This window comes from Paracoccus chinensis (genome assembly GCF_900102885.1).
Lineage (GTDB): Bacteria > Pseudomonadota > Alphaproteobacteria > Rhodobacterales > Rhodobacteraceae > Paracoccus > Paracoccus chinensis.
This window is the reverse complement of sequence record NZ_FNGE01000033.1, coordinates 1-15,813: the sequence shown is the minus strand read 5'-3', so window position 1 is coordinate 15,813 and position 15,813 is coordinate 1. Positions and strand designations below refer to the sequence as shown.

The window sequence follows — 15,813 nt, the reverse complement described above, 5'->3', positions numbered from 1 at the left end:
GCCATCAACAAGGACGAGGAAGCCCCCATCTTCCAGGTCGCCGACTACGGCCTGGTGGGCGACATCTTCACCGTCCTGCCGGAACTCACCGAAAAGCTGTGAGCTGACTGGATCGACCCGAACCGCCCGCCTCACGCGGGCGGTTCTTTCATGTCCGGCGTTTTCGCATTGAACCGCCGGGGCCCGCCGACCTATCGTCCGGCGGAACCGAACGACGAAGGGAAACGGAATGGCGGTGCAATCGGTTGGCGTGATCGGCGCCGGGCAGATGGGCAATGGCATCGCCCATGTCTTCGCGCTGGCGGGCTATGACGTGCTGCTGAACGACATCTCGCCCGAGGCAATGGCCAAGGCGGTCGCCACCGTGGACCGCAACCTCGAACGCCAGGTCGGGCGCGGCAAGATCTCGGCCGAGGCCAAGGCTGCCGCCATGGCCCGCATCCGCACCACCACCGCCGTCGAGGAGATCGGCCAAACCGACCTGGTGATCGAGGCCGCGACCGAGCGCGAGGACGTCAAGAACCGCATCTTCGAGTCCATCGTCCCGCATCTGAAACCCGAGACGATCCTGACCTCGAACACCTCGTCGATCTCGATCACGCGGCTGGCCTCGCGCACCGACCGGCCGGAACGCTTCATGGGCTTCCACTTCATGAACCCCGTGCCGGTCATGCAGCTCGTGGAACTGATCCGCGGCATCGCCACGGACGAGCCGACCTATCGCACCCTCTGCCATGTGGTCGAGACTCTGGGGAAGATCCCCGCCAGCGCCGAGGATTTCCCCGCCTTCATCGTGAACCGCATCCTGGTCCCGATGATCAACGAGGCGGTCTATGTGCTGTACGAAGGCGTGGGCAACGTCCGGTCCATCGACCAGTCGCTGAAGCTGGGGGCGAATCATCCGATGGGTCCGCTGGAGCTGGCCGATTTCATCGGGCTGGACACCTGCCTGGCCATCATGAACGTGCTGCACGACGGGCTGGCGGACACGAAATACCGCCCCTGCCCGCTCTTGGTGAAATATGTCGAGGCCGGCTGGCTCGGCCGCAAGACGGGCCGGGGCTTCTACGATTATCGCGGCGAGGAGCCCGTCCCCACCAGGTGACGGAACCGGGGCGGGCGGGCATCGGTTCCCCTTTCCGGCGACCCGCGCCGCGAGGGCCAACCCGTGACCGTCCGACCCGTCCTGCCCGACCCCCTTCCCTCTGCCGTCCCGCATTCCTCGGATACCGAGGTCCGCCTGCTGGGGCTTTCGACTGCCCTGCCGCCCCATGTGCTGCGCCAGACGGATGTCGTGGCCCGCGCGCGCGAGCTGCTCGCCCCCCGCTATCCCCAGTTCGAGCGGATCGTTTCGGCCTTCGAGAACGCGGGTATCGACCAGCGCGCCTCGGTCGTGCCGATGGACTGGTTCGGCGGCCCGCATGGCTGGAAGGCCCGCAACGACGCCTATCTGGCGGGGGCGACCGCGCTGTTCCGCGATGCCGCCGAAGGCGCACTGCGGACGGCGGGCCTGCGGGCAGGCGACATCGACACGATTGTCACCATTTCCTCGACCGGCGTCGCGACCCCGACGCTGGAAGCGCGGGTCGCGCGCGAGATGGGCTTTCGCCCGGACGTGCAGCGGGTGCCGGTTTTCGGGCTCGGCTGCGCGGGCGGGGTCACCGGGATGGCCATCGCGCGAGAGCTTGCCGCGGCGCGGCCCGGGTCGCGGGTGCTGATGGTGGCGGTGGAAACCTGCACGCTGCTGTTCCGCATGGACCGGATGGACAAGGCCGACATCATCGCCACGGCCCTGTTCGGCGACGGCGCGGCGGCGGCCGTGCTGGGGTCGAGCGCGGGCGACGGTCCCCTGGTCGGGCGCGGCGTGCAGCACATGTGGCCCGAGACGCTGGACATCATGGGCTGGGACGTCGACGACGCAGGGCTCGGCGTGATCTTCGACCGCTCGATCCCCGGCTTTGCGACCGAGAACCTCGCCGCCGCTTACGCTGAAATGCGCCCCGCCCTGGGGCCCGAGCCCATCGCCCGCATGGTCTGCCACCCCGGCGGCGCCAAGGTGGTCACGGCCATAGAGGAGGCGCTGCAGCTTGGCCCCGGCACGCTGGATGCCGAGCGCGAGGTGCTGCGGATGGCCGGCAACATGTCCGCGCCCACGGTGCTGTTCGTGCTGGCCGAGGTGCTGGCGCGCAGGCCCGAAGGCCGGCTGATGCTGTCGGCCTTGGGTCCGGGCTTCACCCTGTCCATGCTGCCGCTGGATCTCTGAGCCCGTGGCTGCTGCGCTGTTCATCGCCTTCCTGGTTCTGGAACGGCTGGCCGAGCTGGTCATCGCCCGCCGCAACACGCGCCGCCTGCTGGCGCGCGGGGCGGTGGAACATGGGGCGGCGCATTATCCGCTGATCGTGGCGCTGCACACGGCCTGGCTGGTGTCGATCGCAGTCTTTGGCTGGGGGCAGCCGGTCCAGCCGGGATGGCTCGCGGCCTTCGTGGTCCTGCAACTGTTCCGGTTGTGGATCCTCGGGACGCTGGGGCCGCGCTGGACTACGCGCATCATCGTCCTCGACGAGCCTCTGGTCCGGCGCGGGCCGTTCCGGGTCCTGCGCCACCCGAACTATACCCTCGTCGTGCTGGAGATCGCCGTGGCGCCGATGGTGCTGGGGCTGGCGTGGGTCGCCTTGGTGTTCTCCGTTCTCAACGCCGCCCTGCTGGCGATCCGCATCCGGGCCGAGAACGCAGCGTTGGCGCCCCTGCGCTAGGTCTTGCGGCCGATGCGCGGCTCGGTCCCCGCAACCAGCCGGGCGATATTGGCGCGGTGGCGCAGGAAGATCAGCGCCGCCATGAACAGCGCCGCCAGAGCAAGGCCGCGCGCGCCAAAGCCCAGCGCCAGCACCGGCGCCCCCGCCGCCGCGACCAGCGCCGACAGGGACGAGATGCGGGTCACGGCCGCCGTCAGCAGCCACAGCCCGCAGGCCATCAGCCCGATGGGCCAGGACAGCGCGATCAGCGTGCCAAGGAAGGTGGCAACCCCCTTGCCCCCCCGGAAGCCCAGAAAGACCGGGAACAGATGGCCGAGGAAGGCCGCAGCCCCCGCGACCAGCGCCGCGCCCTCGCCGCCCAGGGCACGGGCAAGCAGCACCGCAATGGCGCCCTTGCCGCTGTCCAGCAGCAGCGTTGCCAGCGCCGCGCCCTTGTGGCCCGTCCGCAGCACGTTGGTCGCGCCGATGTTGCCCGAGCCGATCTTGCGCAGATCGCCCAGGCCCAGCGCCCGGGTGATGACGACGCCGAAGGGCACCGATCCCAGCAGATAGCCCAAGGCTGCCGCGAGGATCATCGCGCCCGCTCCGCCCGGCTCAAGCATCCTCGCCCCCGAAGACACGGCGGCCCTCTACCCAGGTGCCCAGCACCCGCCCTTCCATCCGGGCGCCGTCGAAGGGCGTATTCTTTGACTTCGACCGCAGTGCGAAGCGGTCGAGGATGAAGGGGGCGTCGGGATCGAACAGCACGAGGTCCGCCGGCGCCCCGATGGCCAGCCGACCGCCCTCCAGCTCCAAGCGCTTTGCCGGGTTCAGCGACATGGCGCGCCACAGCTGCGCCAGCCCCACGCCGCCCTGATGATAAAGCCGCATGGCTGCGGGCAGCAGGGTTTCCAGCCCGACCGCGCCCGGCGCCGCGACCTCGAAGGGCAGGCGCTTGGCTTCCTCGTCCTGGGGCGTGTGGAAGCTGCCGATCACGTCGATGCGCCCCTCGGCCACGGCCTCGACCAGCGCCAACCGGTCGTCCTCGGACCGCAGCGGAGGCGTCAGGCGGAAGAAGGTGCGGTAATCGCCGACGTCGAATTCGTTCAGTGTCAGGTGGTGGATCGAGGTCCCCGCCGTCACGTCCAGCCCAGCCGCCCGCGCCCGGTCCAGCACCGCCAGCGCGCCCGCCGTGGTGATCTGGTCCGCGTGCCAGCGCACCCCGGTCGCCTCGACCAGCGCGAGGTCGCGTTCCAGCCCCATCCGCTCGGCCAAGGGCGTCACCGAGGGCAGACCGTAGAGCGAGGCGAACTTGCCCGAGGTCGCCGCCGCGCCCTTCGAAAGTCCCGCATCCTGCGGATGCCCCACGATCAGCGCCCCGATCCCCCGCGCATAGGTCATGCAGCGGGACAGAAGCTTGGTGTTCTCGACCACCCGCACACCATCGGTGAAGGCGAGGGCGCCCGCGTCCTGCAGGAAGCCCATCTCGACCATCTCGCGGCCCTCGCGTCCGCGCGTCAGCGCCGCCTGATGGCGGATGCGGACGGGCTGTTCCGAGGCGCGGCGGGTCACGAACTCCAGCGATTCCGGCGCGTCGATGGCGGGCTTGGTGTCGGGCCGCGCGACAATGGTCGTGACCCCGCCCGCCGCCGCCGCCAGCGCGGCCGAGCGCATGGATTCCTTGTGCCGCTCGCCCGGCTCGCCGATCTTGACGCCCCAGTCCACGATCCCCGGCGCGAGGCAGCGCCCCGCGCAATCGACGATCCGCGCCCCTTCCGGCGCGTCGTCATCCACGGAAACGATCAGGCCGTCCTGAACAGTCAGGCTGCCGGGTTCGTCCGTCAGCGCCTCGGGGTCGATCAGGCGGGCGTTCTGGAAATGCAGGATCATGACAGCGCCCGGAGTTCTTCCTGATGCAAATACCCATGCGGCCGCGACGCAGGCAGCAAGGCCTCAGACATAGGTCCCCTCCCCCGCGGCCTTTGCGCCACGCTCGGCGCGCAGGTTGCGCGCCAGCAGGTCCATGACGGCCATGCGGACGGCCACGCCCATCTCGACCTGGTCCTGGATCACGCTGCGGTTGATATCGTCGGCGATAGTGCCGTCGATCTCGACGCCGCGGTTCATCGGCCCCGGATGCATGACGATGGCGTCGGGCTTGGCCAGCGCCAGCTTCGCGGCGTCCAGGCCCCAGCGGTGGAAATATTCGCGTTCCGAGGGGATGAAGCCGCCGTCCATCCGCTCCTTCTGAAGCCGCAGCATCATGACCACGTCGGCGTCCTTCAGGCCCTCGGCCATGTCCTCGTAGACCTCGCAGCCAAGCTCGCCCACACCCGAGGGCATCAGCGTCGCCGGTCCCACCAGTCGCACGCGGTTTTCCATCTTGCCCAGCAGGATCAGATTCGAGCGCGCCACGCGGCTGTGCGCGATGTCGCCGCAGATGGCGACGGTCAGACGGTGCAGCCGCCCCTTGGCGCGGCGGATCGTCAGCGCGTCCAGCAGCGCCTGCGTCGGATGTTCGTGCCGCCCGTCGCCCGCGTTGATGACGGCGCAGTTCACCTTTTCGGCCAGAAGGTTCACCGCGCCCGAATGGGGATGGCGCACCACCAGCAGATCGGGCTGCATCGCGTTCAGCGTCAGCGCGGTGTCGATCAGCGTCTCGCCCTTCTTCACGCTCGACTGCGCCACGGCCATGTTCATCACATCCGCGCCCAGCCGCTTGCCGGCGAGTTCAAAGCTCGACTGCGTGCGGGTCGAGTTCTCGAAGAACAGGTTGATCTGGGTCAGCCCCTCCAGCGCGTCGCCATGCTTCACCGTGCGCCGGTTCAGGGCGACATAGCTTTCGGCGAGATCGAGAAGGGTCGTGATCTCGGGGGGCGAAAGCTGTTCGACGCCAAGCAGGTGGCGGGCGCGGAACGTCATGAACGGGCCTCCGGGATCGCGGGTCTCGCCTCTATCGCAAAGCGGCGCGGCCCGGGCAACCCGCCGGGCGTCTTGCTGACCCAAATACCCCCTAGCCCGCCCGAAGGCAGGGGCGGCGCCTCCCTGTCCGGTTCAGGCGTGGCCGGCGGCAGTGGACAGCGCCAGCGGATCGACGCCCAGCGACTTCAGGGCCTGGTGCCACTTTCGGGAGTTGTCCGTGCCGAAGATCAGCTCATCCCCGGCTTCGGCGACCAGCCAGCCGTTCGCCAGCACCTCGGATTCCAGCTGGCCCGCATCCCAGCCCGCGTAGCCCAGTGACAGCACCGCCCGGTCCGGCCCCCGACCGCTGGCGATGTCCTCCAGGATGTTGCGCGTCGTGGTCATGCCCAGCCGCAGACCGGGGATGCGCAGCACGCCCTCGTCCTCGCTCTCCGCGCCTTCGGGCAGGGGATGCAGGACAAAGCCGCGCCCCGGCTCGACGGGACCGCCGAAATGAACGGGAACCGCGGGCGCGCGGCCTTCGGCGTCGATGCCGAGCTGGCCCAACAGGTCGGCGAAGCCCACGCCCGGCAGGGGCTTGTTCAGCACGATGCCCATCGCGCCCTCGTCGCCATGGGCGCAGATCAGCACCACGGAATGGGAAAAGCGCGGATCGCTCATCCCGGGCATGGCGATCAGCACCTTGCCGGTCAGGTTGTCGGGACGGCGGCCATGGACGCGGCCAGTGTCCCCGGTGGGATGGTGTTGGTCGGAGCGGGTCATTAGACTTCCTTTCCGGTAAAAGATCGGTATCCGCGGCCCGCCCTGCAAGACTGCACGAACCCGTGGCGCAGATGTGACTTCCTTGCGGGCCGTCCGCGACCTACAGCAGAAGGCATGACCCGCCTCGCCCTGCCCCTGATCGCCCTTCTGGCCCTGCCCGCCGCCGCGGGGGCGCAGGACCTGCCGCAGGGGCTCGAAACGGCCGCGCTGCTGCCCCCCTACCGGACCGAGGCGGGGACCTGGATGACCGCGCTGCGGCTGGAGCTTGCGCCGGGGTGGAAGACCTACTGGCGCAGCCCCGGCGACAGCGGCGTGCCGCCCCGCTTCGACTGGGCCGGCCTGGCGAACCTGGACCATGCGCGCGCCCACTGGCCGCGTCCCGAGGTGATCGACTCGGCCGGCGAACGGACGCTGGGCTATCACGGGGCGCTGGTGCTGCCGATCGAGCTTGCGCCCGCCGCCCCCGGCCAGCCCGTCGCAGGCCGTGTCGAAGTCGAACTGGGCCTCTGCCTGAACGTCTGCGTGCCTGCCGACCTGGCGCTGGACATGCCCCCGACCGCCACAAGCCCCGACCCGGCCATCCTCGCCGCGCTGGCGCAGGTGCCCGAAACGGTCGAGGCGGCGCTGACCTGCACCCTGACCGATATTACCGACGGCGTGCGGGTCGCGGCCTCGGTCGGCAGGCGCCTGGCGGCCGACACCGCCGCCGCGCTGGAACTCGGCCGGCCCGAGGTCTGGGTCTCGGCGCCCGAGGTCACGGCCGGGGACAAGGGACTGACGGCCACCGCAGATTTCGTGCCGCCCGCCGCCAAGCCCTTTCCGCTGGACCCGGCCGAGGTGCGCCTGACGCTGATCGGCCCCGAGGGCGCGGTCGAATATCAGGGCTGCGACCCGGCCTGAAGCCGCGCCGACAGCGACAAGAGGTCCGCCCAGGCCTCGCGCTTGGCGATCGGGTTCCGCAGCAGGTAGGCGGGATGGGTCATCGGAAGGGCGGGGCGGCCGAAGGCCTCGGTCCAGCGCCCGCGCAGCCGCAGGATGCCGTCGCGGCCCAGCGCCGCCTTGCAGGGCGTGTTCCCCATCAAGACCAGGATGTCGGGCGACGCCAGTTCCACGTGACGGGTCACGAAGGGCAGCATCGCATCGATCTCGGCCTGCTCGGGCCGGCGGTTGCCAGGAGGTCGCCAAGGCAGGACATTGGTGATGTAAAGCGCACGCTCTGCGTCCACGGCGTTGCGGGACAGCCCGATGGCGTCGAACATCAGGTCCAGAAGCTGCCCTGCCCGACCGACGAAGGGGCGGCCCTGGCGGTCCTCCTCCTCTCCGGGCGCCTCACCCAGGATCATCACCCGCGCGCCGGGGTGGCCATCGGCAAAGACGAAGTTGCGCGCCCCGCGCCGGATCTCGAGCCCCTCGAAGCCGCTCTGGATCTCGGACAGCTCTGCCAGTGTCCGCGCGTGGGCGGCCATGGCCTGCGCCTGGCCCATCAGCGGCTCGGCCGCGGGCGTCGGGGGCGCAGCGGCAGGGGCGGGTTCGGGCGCGGCCGTGGCCGGGCGCAGCGGCTCGGCATAGCGGTCCACCGGCGCGTCCCCGATGGCCTCGTCCACCCCCATCTCGCGCTGCCATTCCAGCAGCGCCAGCGCGGTCTCGGCGTCAAGGGGCATCCCCTTCCAGGTCGGGTCGGCGGTCATGGGATGAGGCTAAGGATGCGGCGGGCGCGGGGCAACCGCTCAGCGCGGCGCGGCGGCACGGGCCAGGCGGTCGTTGATGGCCAGCCCCAGCCCGTGGCGCGGGACCGGCGCGACCGCGATGGGCTGCCCCAGCCGGTCGGCGGCCCGCAGGGTGTCGAACAGGCGCGCGGCGGCCTCTGTCAGATCGCCCGAGGCCGACAGGCTCAGATCGCCCGCGACGGGGCCGAAGCCGATCAGCGTCTCGCCCGGCTGCGCCTTGGCCGCGTCCAGCCGGACAGAGGCGGCGGGGGCATAATGGCTGGACAACTGCCCCGGTGCGTCGGGGGCAACAAGGTCGGCGCCGCGCGCAAGCGGGCGGCCAAGAACGGTCTCGATGGCCTCGGCGGGAACCCCGCCCGGGCGCAGCAGCAGGGGCTCGCCTTCGCGCCAGCCGACGATGGTCGATTCGACCCCGACCGGACAGGCGCCGCCGTCCACCACCGCCGCAATCCGCCCCGCAAGGCCCCCGTCCGGGGCCAGCACATGCGCCGCCGTCGTCGGGCTGATCCGCCCCGAGCGATTCGCCGAAGGGGCGGCCAGCGGACCGCCGAAGGCCTGCAGCAGCGCATGAGCCACAGGATGCGCGGGCACCCGCAGCCCCACGCTGTCCAGCCCCGCCGTCACGATTCCCGCGATCCCTGCCCCGTCCCGCAGCGGCACCACCAGCGTCAGCGGGCCGGGCCAGAAGGCTTCCGCCAGCCGCAGGGCGTCCTCGTCCAGCACACCGATGCGCCCGGCGGCTTCGGCATCGGCCAGGTGCACGATCAGCGGATTGAACGAAGGCCGGCCCTTCGCCGCGTAGATGCGCGCCACCGCCTCGCCGTTCCGGGCATCGGCGGCCAAGCCGTAGACCGTCTCGGTCGGCAGGGCGACGGCCTGGCCTTCGGCCAGCAGGCGCGCGGCACGTGCGATGCCGGGTGCATCGGGACGCAAGGTCAGGGTGGAATGGCTGGTCATTGCGCCTCTGCGGGGTTGCGGCGGGCCGGGCGAGAGTTAACCTTCATGGCCAGCATGGGAAATACGCGCCGGGCGGCGGAATGCAACGCCCGCGCCGCCACGGGGGAACAGTTACATGGCCTATCGCGCGCCGGTCGAGGACATCGCCTTTATCCTGCAATCGGTCGTGCCGCTGGCGCCTGTCGCTGCGACCGCGCGCTTCGCCGAAGCGACGCCCGATACCGTGACTGCGATCCTGTCCGAAGCGGGCCGCATGGCGACCGAGGTGCTGGCGCCCTTGAACCGCGCAGGCGACCTGACGCCCGCCCGGCTGGAAAACGGCGCGGTGCGGTCGTCGCCCGGCTATGCCGAGGGCTTCGCGGCCATTGCCGAGGGCGGCTGGATCGGGCTGTCGGCCGATCCCGAGCATGGCGGCGCTGGCCTGCCCCAGACGCTGAACGTCGCAGTCAGCGAGATGATGGCGGGCGCCTGCCTTGCGCTGCAGCTGAACCCGCTGCTGACCCAGGGCCAGATCGAGGCGCTGCAGCACCACGGCGACGAGGCGATGAAGTCGCTTTACCTGCCCAAGCTGATCTCGGGCGAATGGAACGGCACCATGAACCTGACCGAGCCGCAGGCCGGGTCCGACGTGGGCGCACTGACGACGCGGGCCGAGCCGGACGGCGAGGGCACCTATCGCGTCACCGGGCAGAAGATCTTCATCACCTGGGGCGACAGCGACGTGAACGAGAACACCTGCCACCTGGTGCTGGCGCGCCTGCCCGAAGGGGCCAAGGGGACGCGCGGGATCAGCCTGTTCATGGTGCCGAAATACCTGCCCGACGGGAACGGCAAGCCGGGGCTGGCCAACAGCCTCAAGGTCGTGTCGCTGGAACACAAGATGGGCATCCACGGCTCGCCCACCTGCGTGATGAGCTTCGAGGGCGCCAAGGGCTGGCTGGTCGGCGGGGAACACAAAGGCATGGCCGCGATGTTCACCATGATGAACGCCGCGCGGCTGGGCGTGGGGATGCAGGGTGTGGCCGTGGCCGAGGCCGCGCTGCAACAGGCCGCCGCCTATGCGGGTGAGCGGGCGCAGATGGGTGCCATTGCCCGCCACCCCGACGTGCGCCGGATGCTGGCCTGCGGCCGGGCCGAGGTCTTCGCCGCCCGCGCCATCGGGCTGGCCTGCGCGCAGGCGCTGGACATGGCGGCGGCCACGGGCGACCCCGAATGCGCGGCACGCGCGGCCTTCCTCACGCCCATCGCCAAGTCCTATGGAACCGATGTCGGCTGCCGCGTGGCCGACATGGGCGTGCAGGTCCACGGCGGCATGGGCTACATCGAGGAAACCGGTGCCGCCCAGTACCTGCGCGACGTCCGCATCACCCCCATCTACGAAGGCACCAACGGCATCCAGGCCATCGACCTGGTGCTGCGCAAGATGTCGGACGGGGGCGAGATGGCCTTCCGCCTGATCGACGAGATCATGGACGGCGCCAAGGCCGCGCAGGCCGAGATGCCCGAACTTGCCCGCGCGGTCTGGGACGCGGCCGAAACGCTGCGCGAGGCCACCGCCGCCCTGATCGAGTCCGGCCAGACCGACCGGCTCGCGGGCGCGATGCCCTACCTGAACGCCTTTGCCCGGGCGCTGGGGGCGCATTACCACCTGATCGCGGCCCGCAAGGGCGACGAGGCCCGCAAGCGCCTGGCCAGCATTTTCGTGACCCGCGTCCTGCCCCGCAACACGGGCGACCTGGCCGAGGCACGGGCGGGCTGGGCCGACCTCGACGCCCTGCCCGACGCGGCCTTCGCCGGGGCCGCATGACCGCTGCCCCTCGCCCCGAGGGCATCCGCCATCCCTGGCCCGAGCCTCCGCCCGAGGGCGAGGCGGTCGAGGTGGCGGAAGGCGTCCTGTGGATGCGCCTGCCGCTGCCGATGCGGCTGGACCACGTCAACGCCTATGCCCTAGCTGACGCCGACGGCTGGACGATCGTGGACACCGGTTTCGACACGAAGCGCACGCGCGAGATCTGGCGACGCCTGCTTTCGGGACCGATGGCAGGGGCACCGGTCGCGCGCGTGCTGGCCACGCACCAGCATCCCGATCACATCGGCCTTGCGGGCTGGTTCGTCGAGGAACACGGGGCCGAGCTCTGGACCAGCCGCACGGCCTGGCTGTTTGCGCGGATGCTGGCGCTGGACGTGCAGGACCGGGCCACGCCGCAGCAGATCGACTTCTGGCGCCGTGCGGGCATGGACGAGGCGCGGCTGGACCAGCGCGCGGCCGAACGGCCCTGGAACACTGCCGACGTGGTCCATCCCCTGCCGCTGGGCTATCGCCGCCTCCGCGACGGCCAGAGCCTGCGCCTGGGCGGGCGCGACTGGAGGGTCGTGACAGGCGAGGGCCATGCCGCCGAGCACCTGACCCTGTGGTCAGAGAGCGACGACCTCGTGATCGGGGGCGACCAGCTTCTGCCCGGCATCTCGCCCAACCTCGGCGTCTATCCGACCGAGCCGGGCGCGGACCCCGTCGGCGACTGGCTGGACAGCTGCGCCCGGATGGCCGCGCGGGCCGAGCCGCGCCACCTTGTCCTGCCGGGCCACAAGCTGCCCTTCACCGGCCTGCCGCAGCGGCTTGTGCAACTGGCCGAGAACCACGAATCGGCCCTGCGCCGGCTGGCCGAGGCGCTGGCAGTCGCGCCCCGCACCGCCGTGCAATGCTTCGACCTGCTGTTCGGGCGGCGGATCGGGGACGGGGAATACGGCCTCGCGCTGGTCGAGGCGGTGGCGCATCTGAACGCGCTTGGAGCGCGGGGGCTCGCGTGGCCGGTGGGCACCGACGCGCAGGGCGGCGTGCTGTGGAGGGCGTGACAGCGCCTGCGCTTTCCGCTAGCGATGCCCGGAACAGGACCGAACGCCGCGACCAGGGGACAAGACAACAGATGGCCACGACGCACACGCAGCACTCCGCCCATCACCAGGATCATGCCGTCGCGCATCACGACCATGGCACGATGGACGTGACCGATCACCAGCGCACCTTTGACGGCTTCATCCGCCTGATGACCTGGTTCGCGGTCGGGGTCGTCGTCATCCTGATCTTCCTGGCCCTGGCCAACGCCTGACCGACACCGGCCGACTCTCCGATGAAGGGGGCGGCGCGAGGGGACGTGACATCATGCCGATGAAAAGGCGCGCCTTTCTGGCGCTTTCGCTGACTGCCGCGCTGGCTGCCTGCGCCGAGCCGCGCTGGGCGGACGACGAGGCCCTGCGCCGGGCGCGCTTCGTGTCGAACGAGCCACCCTCGATCACGCTGTTCACCGTGATCGGCATTCCGCGCGGCGAGGGCGGCCATTCGGCGCTGATGATCAACGGCAGCCAGCGGGTGATCTATGATCCTGCGGGCAGCTGGGAACACCCGCAGATCCCCGAGCGCAACGACGTGCTTTACGGGATCACCGACAACTTCAAGCGCTTCTACATCGACTACCACGCGCGCGAGACCTATTGGGTCGCCGAGGACACCGTCTTCGTCAGCCGCGAGGTGGCGGACGCCGCGATCCGCGCCGTCGAGGCGCAGGGGGCGTCGCCGAAAAGCTACTGCGCCGTCAACAGCGGGCAGGCGCTGCAGAACGTGCCGGGCTTCGAGGGCGCGCCGGGCGGCTTCAGCCCGCTGAAGCTGCGGCAATGGTTCCTGACGCTGCCGGGCGTGCAGTCCAAGCGCCACCAGGACGGCGACCCGGCCAACAACCACGACGTCCTGCTGCGCCAGAAGGACGGCTCGATCGAGGGCTACCGGAACGGCCAGCTGGTGCGCGCGCCGGGCTGAGGACAGAGGGGGCTCTGCCCCCGCCTTCGGCTTTCCCGGGATATTTGGGGGCAGAAGATCGGTCTTTTCAGGCGAGCCAGGTTCCGAGGCCCAGCACCGTCCCGCCCGCAAGGATCGCGGGCAGCGTGCTGCGGGTCAGAAGCCCTACCGCCAGCGTCGCCGCAGCCGAATACAGCCGCACGGGATCGGGCTGGCCGCCGGTGGCGGCGGGCCACATGACAAGGGGCGCGATCAGCGCGGGCAGCACCGAGACGGCCGTGTACCGCAGCACCCGCTGCGCCCAGTCAGGCACCGGCCGGTCGCCTACCGCCCCCAGAAAGGACCAGCGGATCAGGTAGGTGCCGATTCCGAGGGCCAGGATCACCAGCCAGATCGTCGCGTCGGAATAGCCCGGCATCAGCCGCTCCTTTGGATTCGGCGGCGGGACTGCCAGGCCTCGGCTACGGCGCCCGCGGCCATGCCCAGCGGTCCGGCGATCAGCACGCCCGTCCCCGAGGGCAGGCCCGACAGGGCCAGCGCCGACAGGACCGCGACCAGCGCCGCCGCGACATGGGGCAGCGTGCGCATCATCGGCGCGGTCATGGCCAGGAAGGTGATCGGCACGGCGAAGTCCAGCGGCCAAGCGGCCGGAATCATCTGCCCGGCCGTGGCACCGACATAGGTGAACAGCATCCAGGGCAGGCACAGCACCGGGGTCGCGCCGGCGAGATAGGCCACTCGCTCGGGGATCGTCAGGCGCGGCTGACGCTCGAACCGCTGGATTGCCATGCCGTAGGTCTGGTCGATCAGCACATAGGCGATCAGCGCCCGCTGCCAAGCCGGCGCCCGTCCCAGCCAGGGCGTCAGCGAGGCCGAATACATCGCCATCCGAAGGTTGATCGCCAGCGACGAGGCCAGCACCACCAGCACGGGCGCATGGTCGCTGAGCAACTGAACCGCACTGAACTGCGAGGCCCCTGCCAGCACCAGGACCGAGAAGCCCATGGTCTGCGCAAGGTCCAACCCGGCGGCGGTCGCCACCACCCCAAAGAGCAGCGCGAAGGGCACCAGCACCAGCAGGAAGGGCAAGGCCTGCAGGAAGCCCGTGCGGAAGGACCGCGCCACCGAGGGAGACTCGGCGCCCGAGGCCAGAGGCACGGGCCGGGAAAGCTGCGTCATGCGAAGGGTTCCGGAACGGTTGCGGGCCGCAGCTTCAGCAGGGGTGCGGCACGGGACAAGGGACTCAGCCGAACATCCCCATGACCTGCGCCAGAAGGGCGAAGGCCCGGCCGGAACGGGTCGAGGCCAGGGCCAGGATGCCCTCGTCGCCCAGTTCCTCGGCCGAGCGCGCGAGGGTGCGGTCGAACTGGCGCATGAAATGCTGGGCCGCGTCGCGGAAGACCTCGTCGGCGCGCATGGCGCGCGCGATGGCCTCGGCCGAGTCGGGGTCGGCGGTGGCGAGGTCGGCCAGCGCCGGGCCGCGCTGGCCCGCGATGAAGCGCCGCCAGGGCGTGGCGGAGGCGACGGAGGCCCGCAGGTCGTCGGTATAGACCCCCTGCTGCGCCAGCAGCGTGACGATGTCCTGGGCAGCCCGGATCACCTTGGCGGCCTCGGGGTCGGCCAGCGCGGTCCGCAGCGCCGAGATGACCTCGTGATCGTCCGGCCCGTCGGGGAAGTTCAGCGCGATGATCAGCGTGGCGGGCTCGGCCTGCACCGGCGGCGGCGGGGGTTCGAGCGGCAGGTCGCTCGGGCGCGGGGCGGCCGGGCGAGTTGCAGGCGCACGGGCCGCGGCGGGCCGGGCCTGGGCTGCGGGCCGCGGCTCGGCCCTCGGACGGGGCTCGGCGGCCGGGCGGGCGCCGAGAGTCTCTGGCTCGTCCTCGCGCCCCGAACCCCGCAGCATGTCCATGCGGGCACGCAGCAGCGCGGCCTCGGTTCGCAGCTCCTCGATGGCCCGGGCCAGGCCCACGGCGATCCAGATCAGCGCCAGGGGCAGGATGACGCCCGCCAGCGCCAGAAGCCGGCCCAGGCCCGATGCGGGCGAGCCCTCGGGCCCCAGCAGCCAGAACAGCAGCACCAGGGCCACCCAGGCGGCGGATGCCGCAAGCCCCACCAGCGCCGCCGGGTCGCGGCCCTCGGTCATCCGGCGCAGCCGTTCGCTCACTTCATTCATAGCGGATCGACAGGATCTCGTAGGACTTCTGGCCGCCGGGGGTGGTCACCTCGACGCTGTCGCCCTCGTCCTTGCCGATCAGCGCGCGGGCGAGCGGCGAGCGGACGTTCAGCAGGCCCCGTTCCAGGTCCGCCTCCTGCTCGCCCACCAGCTGGAAGGTCTTTTCCTCGTCGGTGTCCTCGTCCACGACGGTGACCCTGGCGCCGAACTTGACGCTGCCCGACAGCTTGGCCGGGTCGATCACCTCGGCCCGCGACAGGATCATCTCGAGTTCCTTGATCCGGCCCTCGATGAAGGACTGCTTCTCGCGCGCGGCGTGGTACTCGGCATTCTCGGACAGGTCGCCATGCTCGCGCGCCTCGGCGATGGCGCGGATCACGGCCGGACGCTCGACCGCCTTCAGGTCGCGCAGCTCGGCGTCGAGCTGGTCGAACCCCGCACGGGTCATCGGTATCTTTTCCATCGCTTCCTCGTGTGCAAACGCCCCCGGCCAAGGGCGGGGGCGTCGTCAGATGCAGCCCGCATCGTGCCCCGGCCGACCCGCCGACGCAAGCGCCCGCCCGCGTGGCAATGCACGTCACGTCATGTTGTGCAAGGGGGCAAACCCCCTTATGTCGATGCAAACCCGCGATCCAGCCACGCCAGAGGGGGCCCAGCCATGAGCACGATCGAACGCGAATCGATGGAATTCGACGTGGTGATCGTCGGGGCGGGACCCGCGGGCCTGTCGGCGGCGATCCGCCTGAAGCAGAT

At 70.8% G+C, this 15,813-nt stretch carries 19 protein-coding genes and 1 pseudogene; 10 read left to right on the top strand and 10 right to left on the bottom strand.

Translation table 11 applies throughout. The annotated features are described in order from the left end of the window. The 4 genes and pseudogenes from BLQ03_RS18130 to BLQ03_RS16815 all read left to right on the top strand — a co-directional run. Nucleotides 1–102 (top strand): annotated as a pseudogene (locus BLQ03_RS18130) (electron transfer flavoprotein subunit alpha/FixB family protein); the annotation flags it as partial. A gap of 127 nt (nt 103–229) precedes the next feature. Next, nucleotides 230–1,105 carry a 3-hydroxybutyryl-CoA dehydrogenase gene (locus BLQ03_RS16825; RefSeq protein ID WP_090757459.1) on the top strand — a complete coding sequence of 292 codons (876 nt, stop codon included), beginning with the start codon at nt 230–232 and terminating at the stop codon, nt 1,103–1,105. Nucleotides 1,106–1,168: 63 nt separating this feature from the next. After that, nucleotides 1,169–2,263 (top strand): type III polyketide synthase, encoded by a 1,095-nt coding sequence (locus BLQ03_RS16820; protein ID WP_342672030.1) that lies wholly within the window; start codon nt 1,169–1,171, stop codon nt 2,261–2,263. A 4-nt stretch (nt 2,264–2,267) separates the two neighbouring features. Beyond that, the gene (locus BLQ03_RS16815; RefSeq protein WP_090757458.1) at nt 2,268–2,753 is read left to right on the top strand and encodes an isoprenylcysteine carboxyl methyltransferase family protein; all 486 of its coding nucleotides are present in this window, start codon (nt 2,268–2,270) and stop codon (nt 2,751–2,753) included. On the opposite strand, the gene plsY is transcribed toward BLQ03_RS16815, so the two are convergent. From plsY to BLQ03_RS16795, 4 genes are all read right to left on the bottom strand, one after another. Beyond that, entirely contained in the window at nt 2,750–3,355 is a 606-nt protein-coding gene (gene plsY / locus BLQ03_RS16810) for a glycerol-3-phosphate 1-O-acyltransferase PlsY (RefSeq protein WP_090757457.1), read from the bottom strand. The two genes, BLQ03_RS16815 and plsY, sit on opposite strands and share 4 nt — an antisense overlap. Next, complete coding sequence (gene pyrC, locus BLQ03_RS16805; RefSeq protein ID WP_090757456.1) at nt 3,348–4,622, bottom strand: dihydroorotase; 1,275 nt, start codon at nt 4,620–4,622, stop codon at nt 3,348–3,350. The genes plsY and pyrC overlap by 8 nt, the downstream gene beginning before the upstream one ends. 63 nt (nt 4,623–4,685) lie before the next feature. Further along, the gene (locus BLQ03_RS16800) at nt 4,686–5,654 is read right to left on the bottom strand and encodes an aspartate carbamoyltransferase catalytic subunit (protein WP_090757455.1); all 969 of its coding nucleotides are present in this window, start codon (nt 5,652–5,654) and stop codon (nt 4,686–4,688) included. 132 nt (nt 5,655–5,786) lie between these two features. Further along, on the bottom strand, nt 5,787–6,323 hold the full coding sequence (locus BLQ03_RS16795) for a YqgE/AlgH family protein (RefSeq protein ID WP_245688994.1): 537 nt from the start codon (nt 6,321–6,323) through the stop codon (nt 5,787–5,789). A gap of 207 nt (nt 6,324–6,530) precedes the next feature. Here BLQ03_RS16795 and BLQ03_RS16790 point away from each other — a divergent pair, with 207 nt between their 5' ends. Continuing rightward, on the top strand, nt 6,531–7,316 hold the full coding sequence (locus BLQ03_RS16790; RefSeq protein WP_090757453.1) for a protein-disulfide reductase DsbD domain-containing protein: 786 nt from the start codon (nt 6,531–6,533) through the stop codon (nt 7,314–7,316). Here BLQ03_RS16790 and BLQ03_RS16785 read toward each other — a convergent pair. Beyond that, nucleotides 7,295–8,104 carry a uracil-DNA glycosylase gene (locus tag BLQ03_RS16785; RefSeq protein ID WP_090757452.1) on the bottom strand — a complete coding sequence of 270 codons (810 nt, stop codon included), beginning with the start codon at nt 8,102–8,104 and terminating at the stop codon, nt 7,295–7,297. The genes BLQ03_RS16790 and BLQ03_RS16785 overlap by 22 nt on opposite strands. 39 nt (nt 8,105–8,143) lie before the next feature. Beyond that, a complete protein-coding gene (locus BLQ03_RS16780; RefSeq protein ID WP_090757451.1) occupies nt 8,144–9,100 on the bottom strand; it encodes an L-threonylcarbamoyladenylate synthase in 957 nt (318 codons plus the stop codon). A gap of 115 nt (nt 9,101–9,215) precedes the next feature. Here BLQ03_RS16780 and BLQ03_RS16775 point away from each other — a divergent pair, with 115 nt between their 5' ends. The 4 genes from BLQ03_RS16775 to BLQ03_RS16760 all read left to right on the top strand — a co-directional run bounded on the left by BLQ03_RS16775 (nt 9,216) and on the right by BLQ03_RS16760 (nt 12,911). Continuing rightward, nucleotides 9,216–10,907 (top strand): acyl-CoA dehydrogenase, encoded by a 1,692-nt coding sequence (locus tag BLQ03_RS16775; RefSeq protein ID WP_090757450.1) that lies wholly within the window; start codon nt 9,216–9,218, stop codon nt 10,905–10,907. Further along, the gene (locus BLQ03_RS16770) at nt 10,904–11,953 is read left to right on the top strand and encodes an MBL fold metallo-hydrolase (protein WP_090757449.1); all 1,050 of its coding nucleotides are present in this window, start codon (nt 10,904–10,906) and stop codon (nt 11,951–11,953) included. The genes BLQ03_RS16775 and BLQ03_RS16770 overlap by 4 nt, the downstream gene beginning before the upstream one ends. A 71-nt stretch (nt 11,954–12,024) precedes the next feature. Next, nucleotides 12,025–12,207 carry an aa3-type cytochrome c oxidase subunit IV gene (locus BLQ03_RS16765; protein WP_090757448.1) on the top strand — a complete coding sequence of 61 codons (183 nt, stop codon included), beginning with the start codon at nt 12,025–12,027 and terminating at the stop codon, nt 12,205–12,207. A gap of 53 nt (nt 12,208–12,260) precedes the next feature. Continuing rightward, entirely contained in the window at nt 12,261–12,911 is a 651-nt protein-coding gene (locus BLQ03_RS16760; protein ID WP_425415753.1) for a hypothetical protein, read from the top strand. 67 nt (nt 12,912–12,978) lie between these two features. Here BLQ03_RS16760 and BLQ03_RS16755 read toward each other — a convergent pair whose 3' ends face one another. The 4 genes from BLQ03_RS16755 to greA all read right to left on the bottom strand — a co-directional run bounded on the left by BLQ03_RS16755 (nt 12,979) and on the right by greA (nt 15,523). After that, nucleotides 12,979–13,308, bottom strand: coding sequence for an AzlD domain-containing protein (locus tag BLQ03_RS16755; protein ID WP_090757447.1), 330 nt, complete (start codon nt 13,306–13,308; stop codon nt 12,979–12,981). Next, nucleotides 13,308–14,069 carry an AzlC family ABC transporter permease gene (locus BLQ03_RS16750; protein WP_090757446.1) on the bottom strand — a complete coding sequence of 254 codons (762 nt, stop codon included), beginning with the start codon at nt 14,067–14,069 and terminating at the stop codon, nt 13,308–13,310. The genes BLQ03_RS16755 and BLQ03_RS16750 overlap by 1 nt, the downstream gene beginning before the upstream one ends. A 64-nt stretch (nt 14,070–14,133) precedes the next feature. After that, on the bottom strand, nt 14,134–15,051 hold the full coding sequence (locus tag BLQ03_RS16745; RefSeq protein WP_425415752.1) for a hypothetical protein: 918 nt from the start codon (nt 15,049–15,051) through the stop codon (nt 14,134–14,136). Nucleotide 15,052: 1 nt separating this feature from the next. Then, a complete protein-coding gene (gene greA / locus BLQ03_RS16740; protein WP_090757444.1) occupies nt 15,053–15,523 on the bottom strand; it encodes a transcription elongation factor GreA in 471 nt (156 codons plus the stop codon). A 195-nt stretch (nt 15,524–15,718) separates the two neighbouring features. Here greA and BLQ03_RS18945 point away from each other — a divergent pair. Further along, a partial coding sequence (locus BLQ03_RS18945) for an FAD-binding protein (RefSeq protein WP_139166762.1) occupies nt 15,719–15,813 on the top strand: 95 nt, incomplete at its 3' end.

What these genes read in the sequence shown, in the direction of transcription:
- BLQ03_RS16825 (WP_090757459.1), top strand. Translation starts at nt 230, where the DNA reads ATGGCGGTGCAATCGGTTGGCGTGATCGGCGCCGGGCAGATGGGCAAT.
- plsY (WP_090757457.1), bottom strand. Translation starts at nt 3,355, where the DNA reads ATGCTTGAGCCGGGCGGAGCGGGCGCGATGATCCTCGCGGCAGCCTTG.
- pyrC (WP_090757456.1), bottom strand. Translation starts at nt 4,622, where the DNA reads ATGATCCTGCATTTCCAGAACGCCCGCCTGATCGACCCCGAGGCGCTG.
- BLQ03_RS16800 (WP_090757455.1), bottom strand. Translation starts at nt 5,654, where the DNA reads ATGACGTTCCGCGCCCGCCACCTGCTTGGCGTCGAACAGCTTTCGCCC.
- BLQ03_RS16795 (WP_245688994.1), bottom strand. Translation starts at nt 6,323, where the DNA reads ATGCCCGGGATGAGCGATCCGCGCTTTTCCCATTCCGTGGTGCTGATC.
- BLQ03_RS16790 (WP_090757453.1), top strand. Translation starts at nt 6,531, where the DNA reads ATGACCCGCCTCGCCCTGCCCCTGATCGCCCTTCTGGCCCTGCCCGCC.
- BLQ03_RS16785 (WP_090757452.1), bottom strand. Translation starts at nt 8,104, where the DNA reads ATGACCGCCGACCCGACCTGGAAGGGGATGCCCCTTGACGCCGAGACC.
- BLQ03_RS16780 (WP_090757451.1), bottom strand. Translation starts at nt 9,100, where the DNA reads ATGACCAGCCATTCCACCCTGACCTTGCGTCCCGATGCACCCGGCATC.
- BLQ03_RS16775 (WP_090757450.1), top strand. Translation starts at nt 9,216, where the DNA reads ATGGCCTATCGCGCGCCGGTCGAGGACATCGCCTTTATCCTGCAATCG.
- BLQ03_RS16770 (WP_090757449.1), top strand. Translation starts at nt 10,904, where the DNA reads ATGACCGCTGCCCCTCGCCCCGAGGGCATCCGCCATCCCTGGCCCGAG.
- BLQ03_RS16765 (WP_090757448.1), top strand. Translation starts at nt 12,025, where the DNA reads ATGGCCACGACGCACACGCAGCACTCCGCCCATCACCAGGATCATGCC.
- BLQ03_RS16760 (WP_425415753.1), top strand. Translation starts at nt 12,261, where the DNA reads ATGCCGATGAAAAGGCGCGCCTTTCTGGCGCTTTCGCTGACTGCCGCG.
- BLQ03_RS16755 (WP_090757447.1), bottom strand. Translation starts at nt 13,308, where the DNA reads ATGCCGGGCTATTCCGACGCGACGATCTGGCTGGTGATCCTGGCCCTC.
- BLQ03_RS16750 (WP_090757446.1), bottom strand. Translation starts at nt 14,069, where the DNA reads ATGACGCAGCTTTCCCGGCCCGTGCCTCTGGCCTCGGGCGCCGAGTCT.
- greA (WP_090757444.1), bottom strand. Translation starts at nt 15,523, where the DNA reads ATGGAAAAGATACCGATGACCCGTGCGGGGTTCGACCAGCTCGACGCC.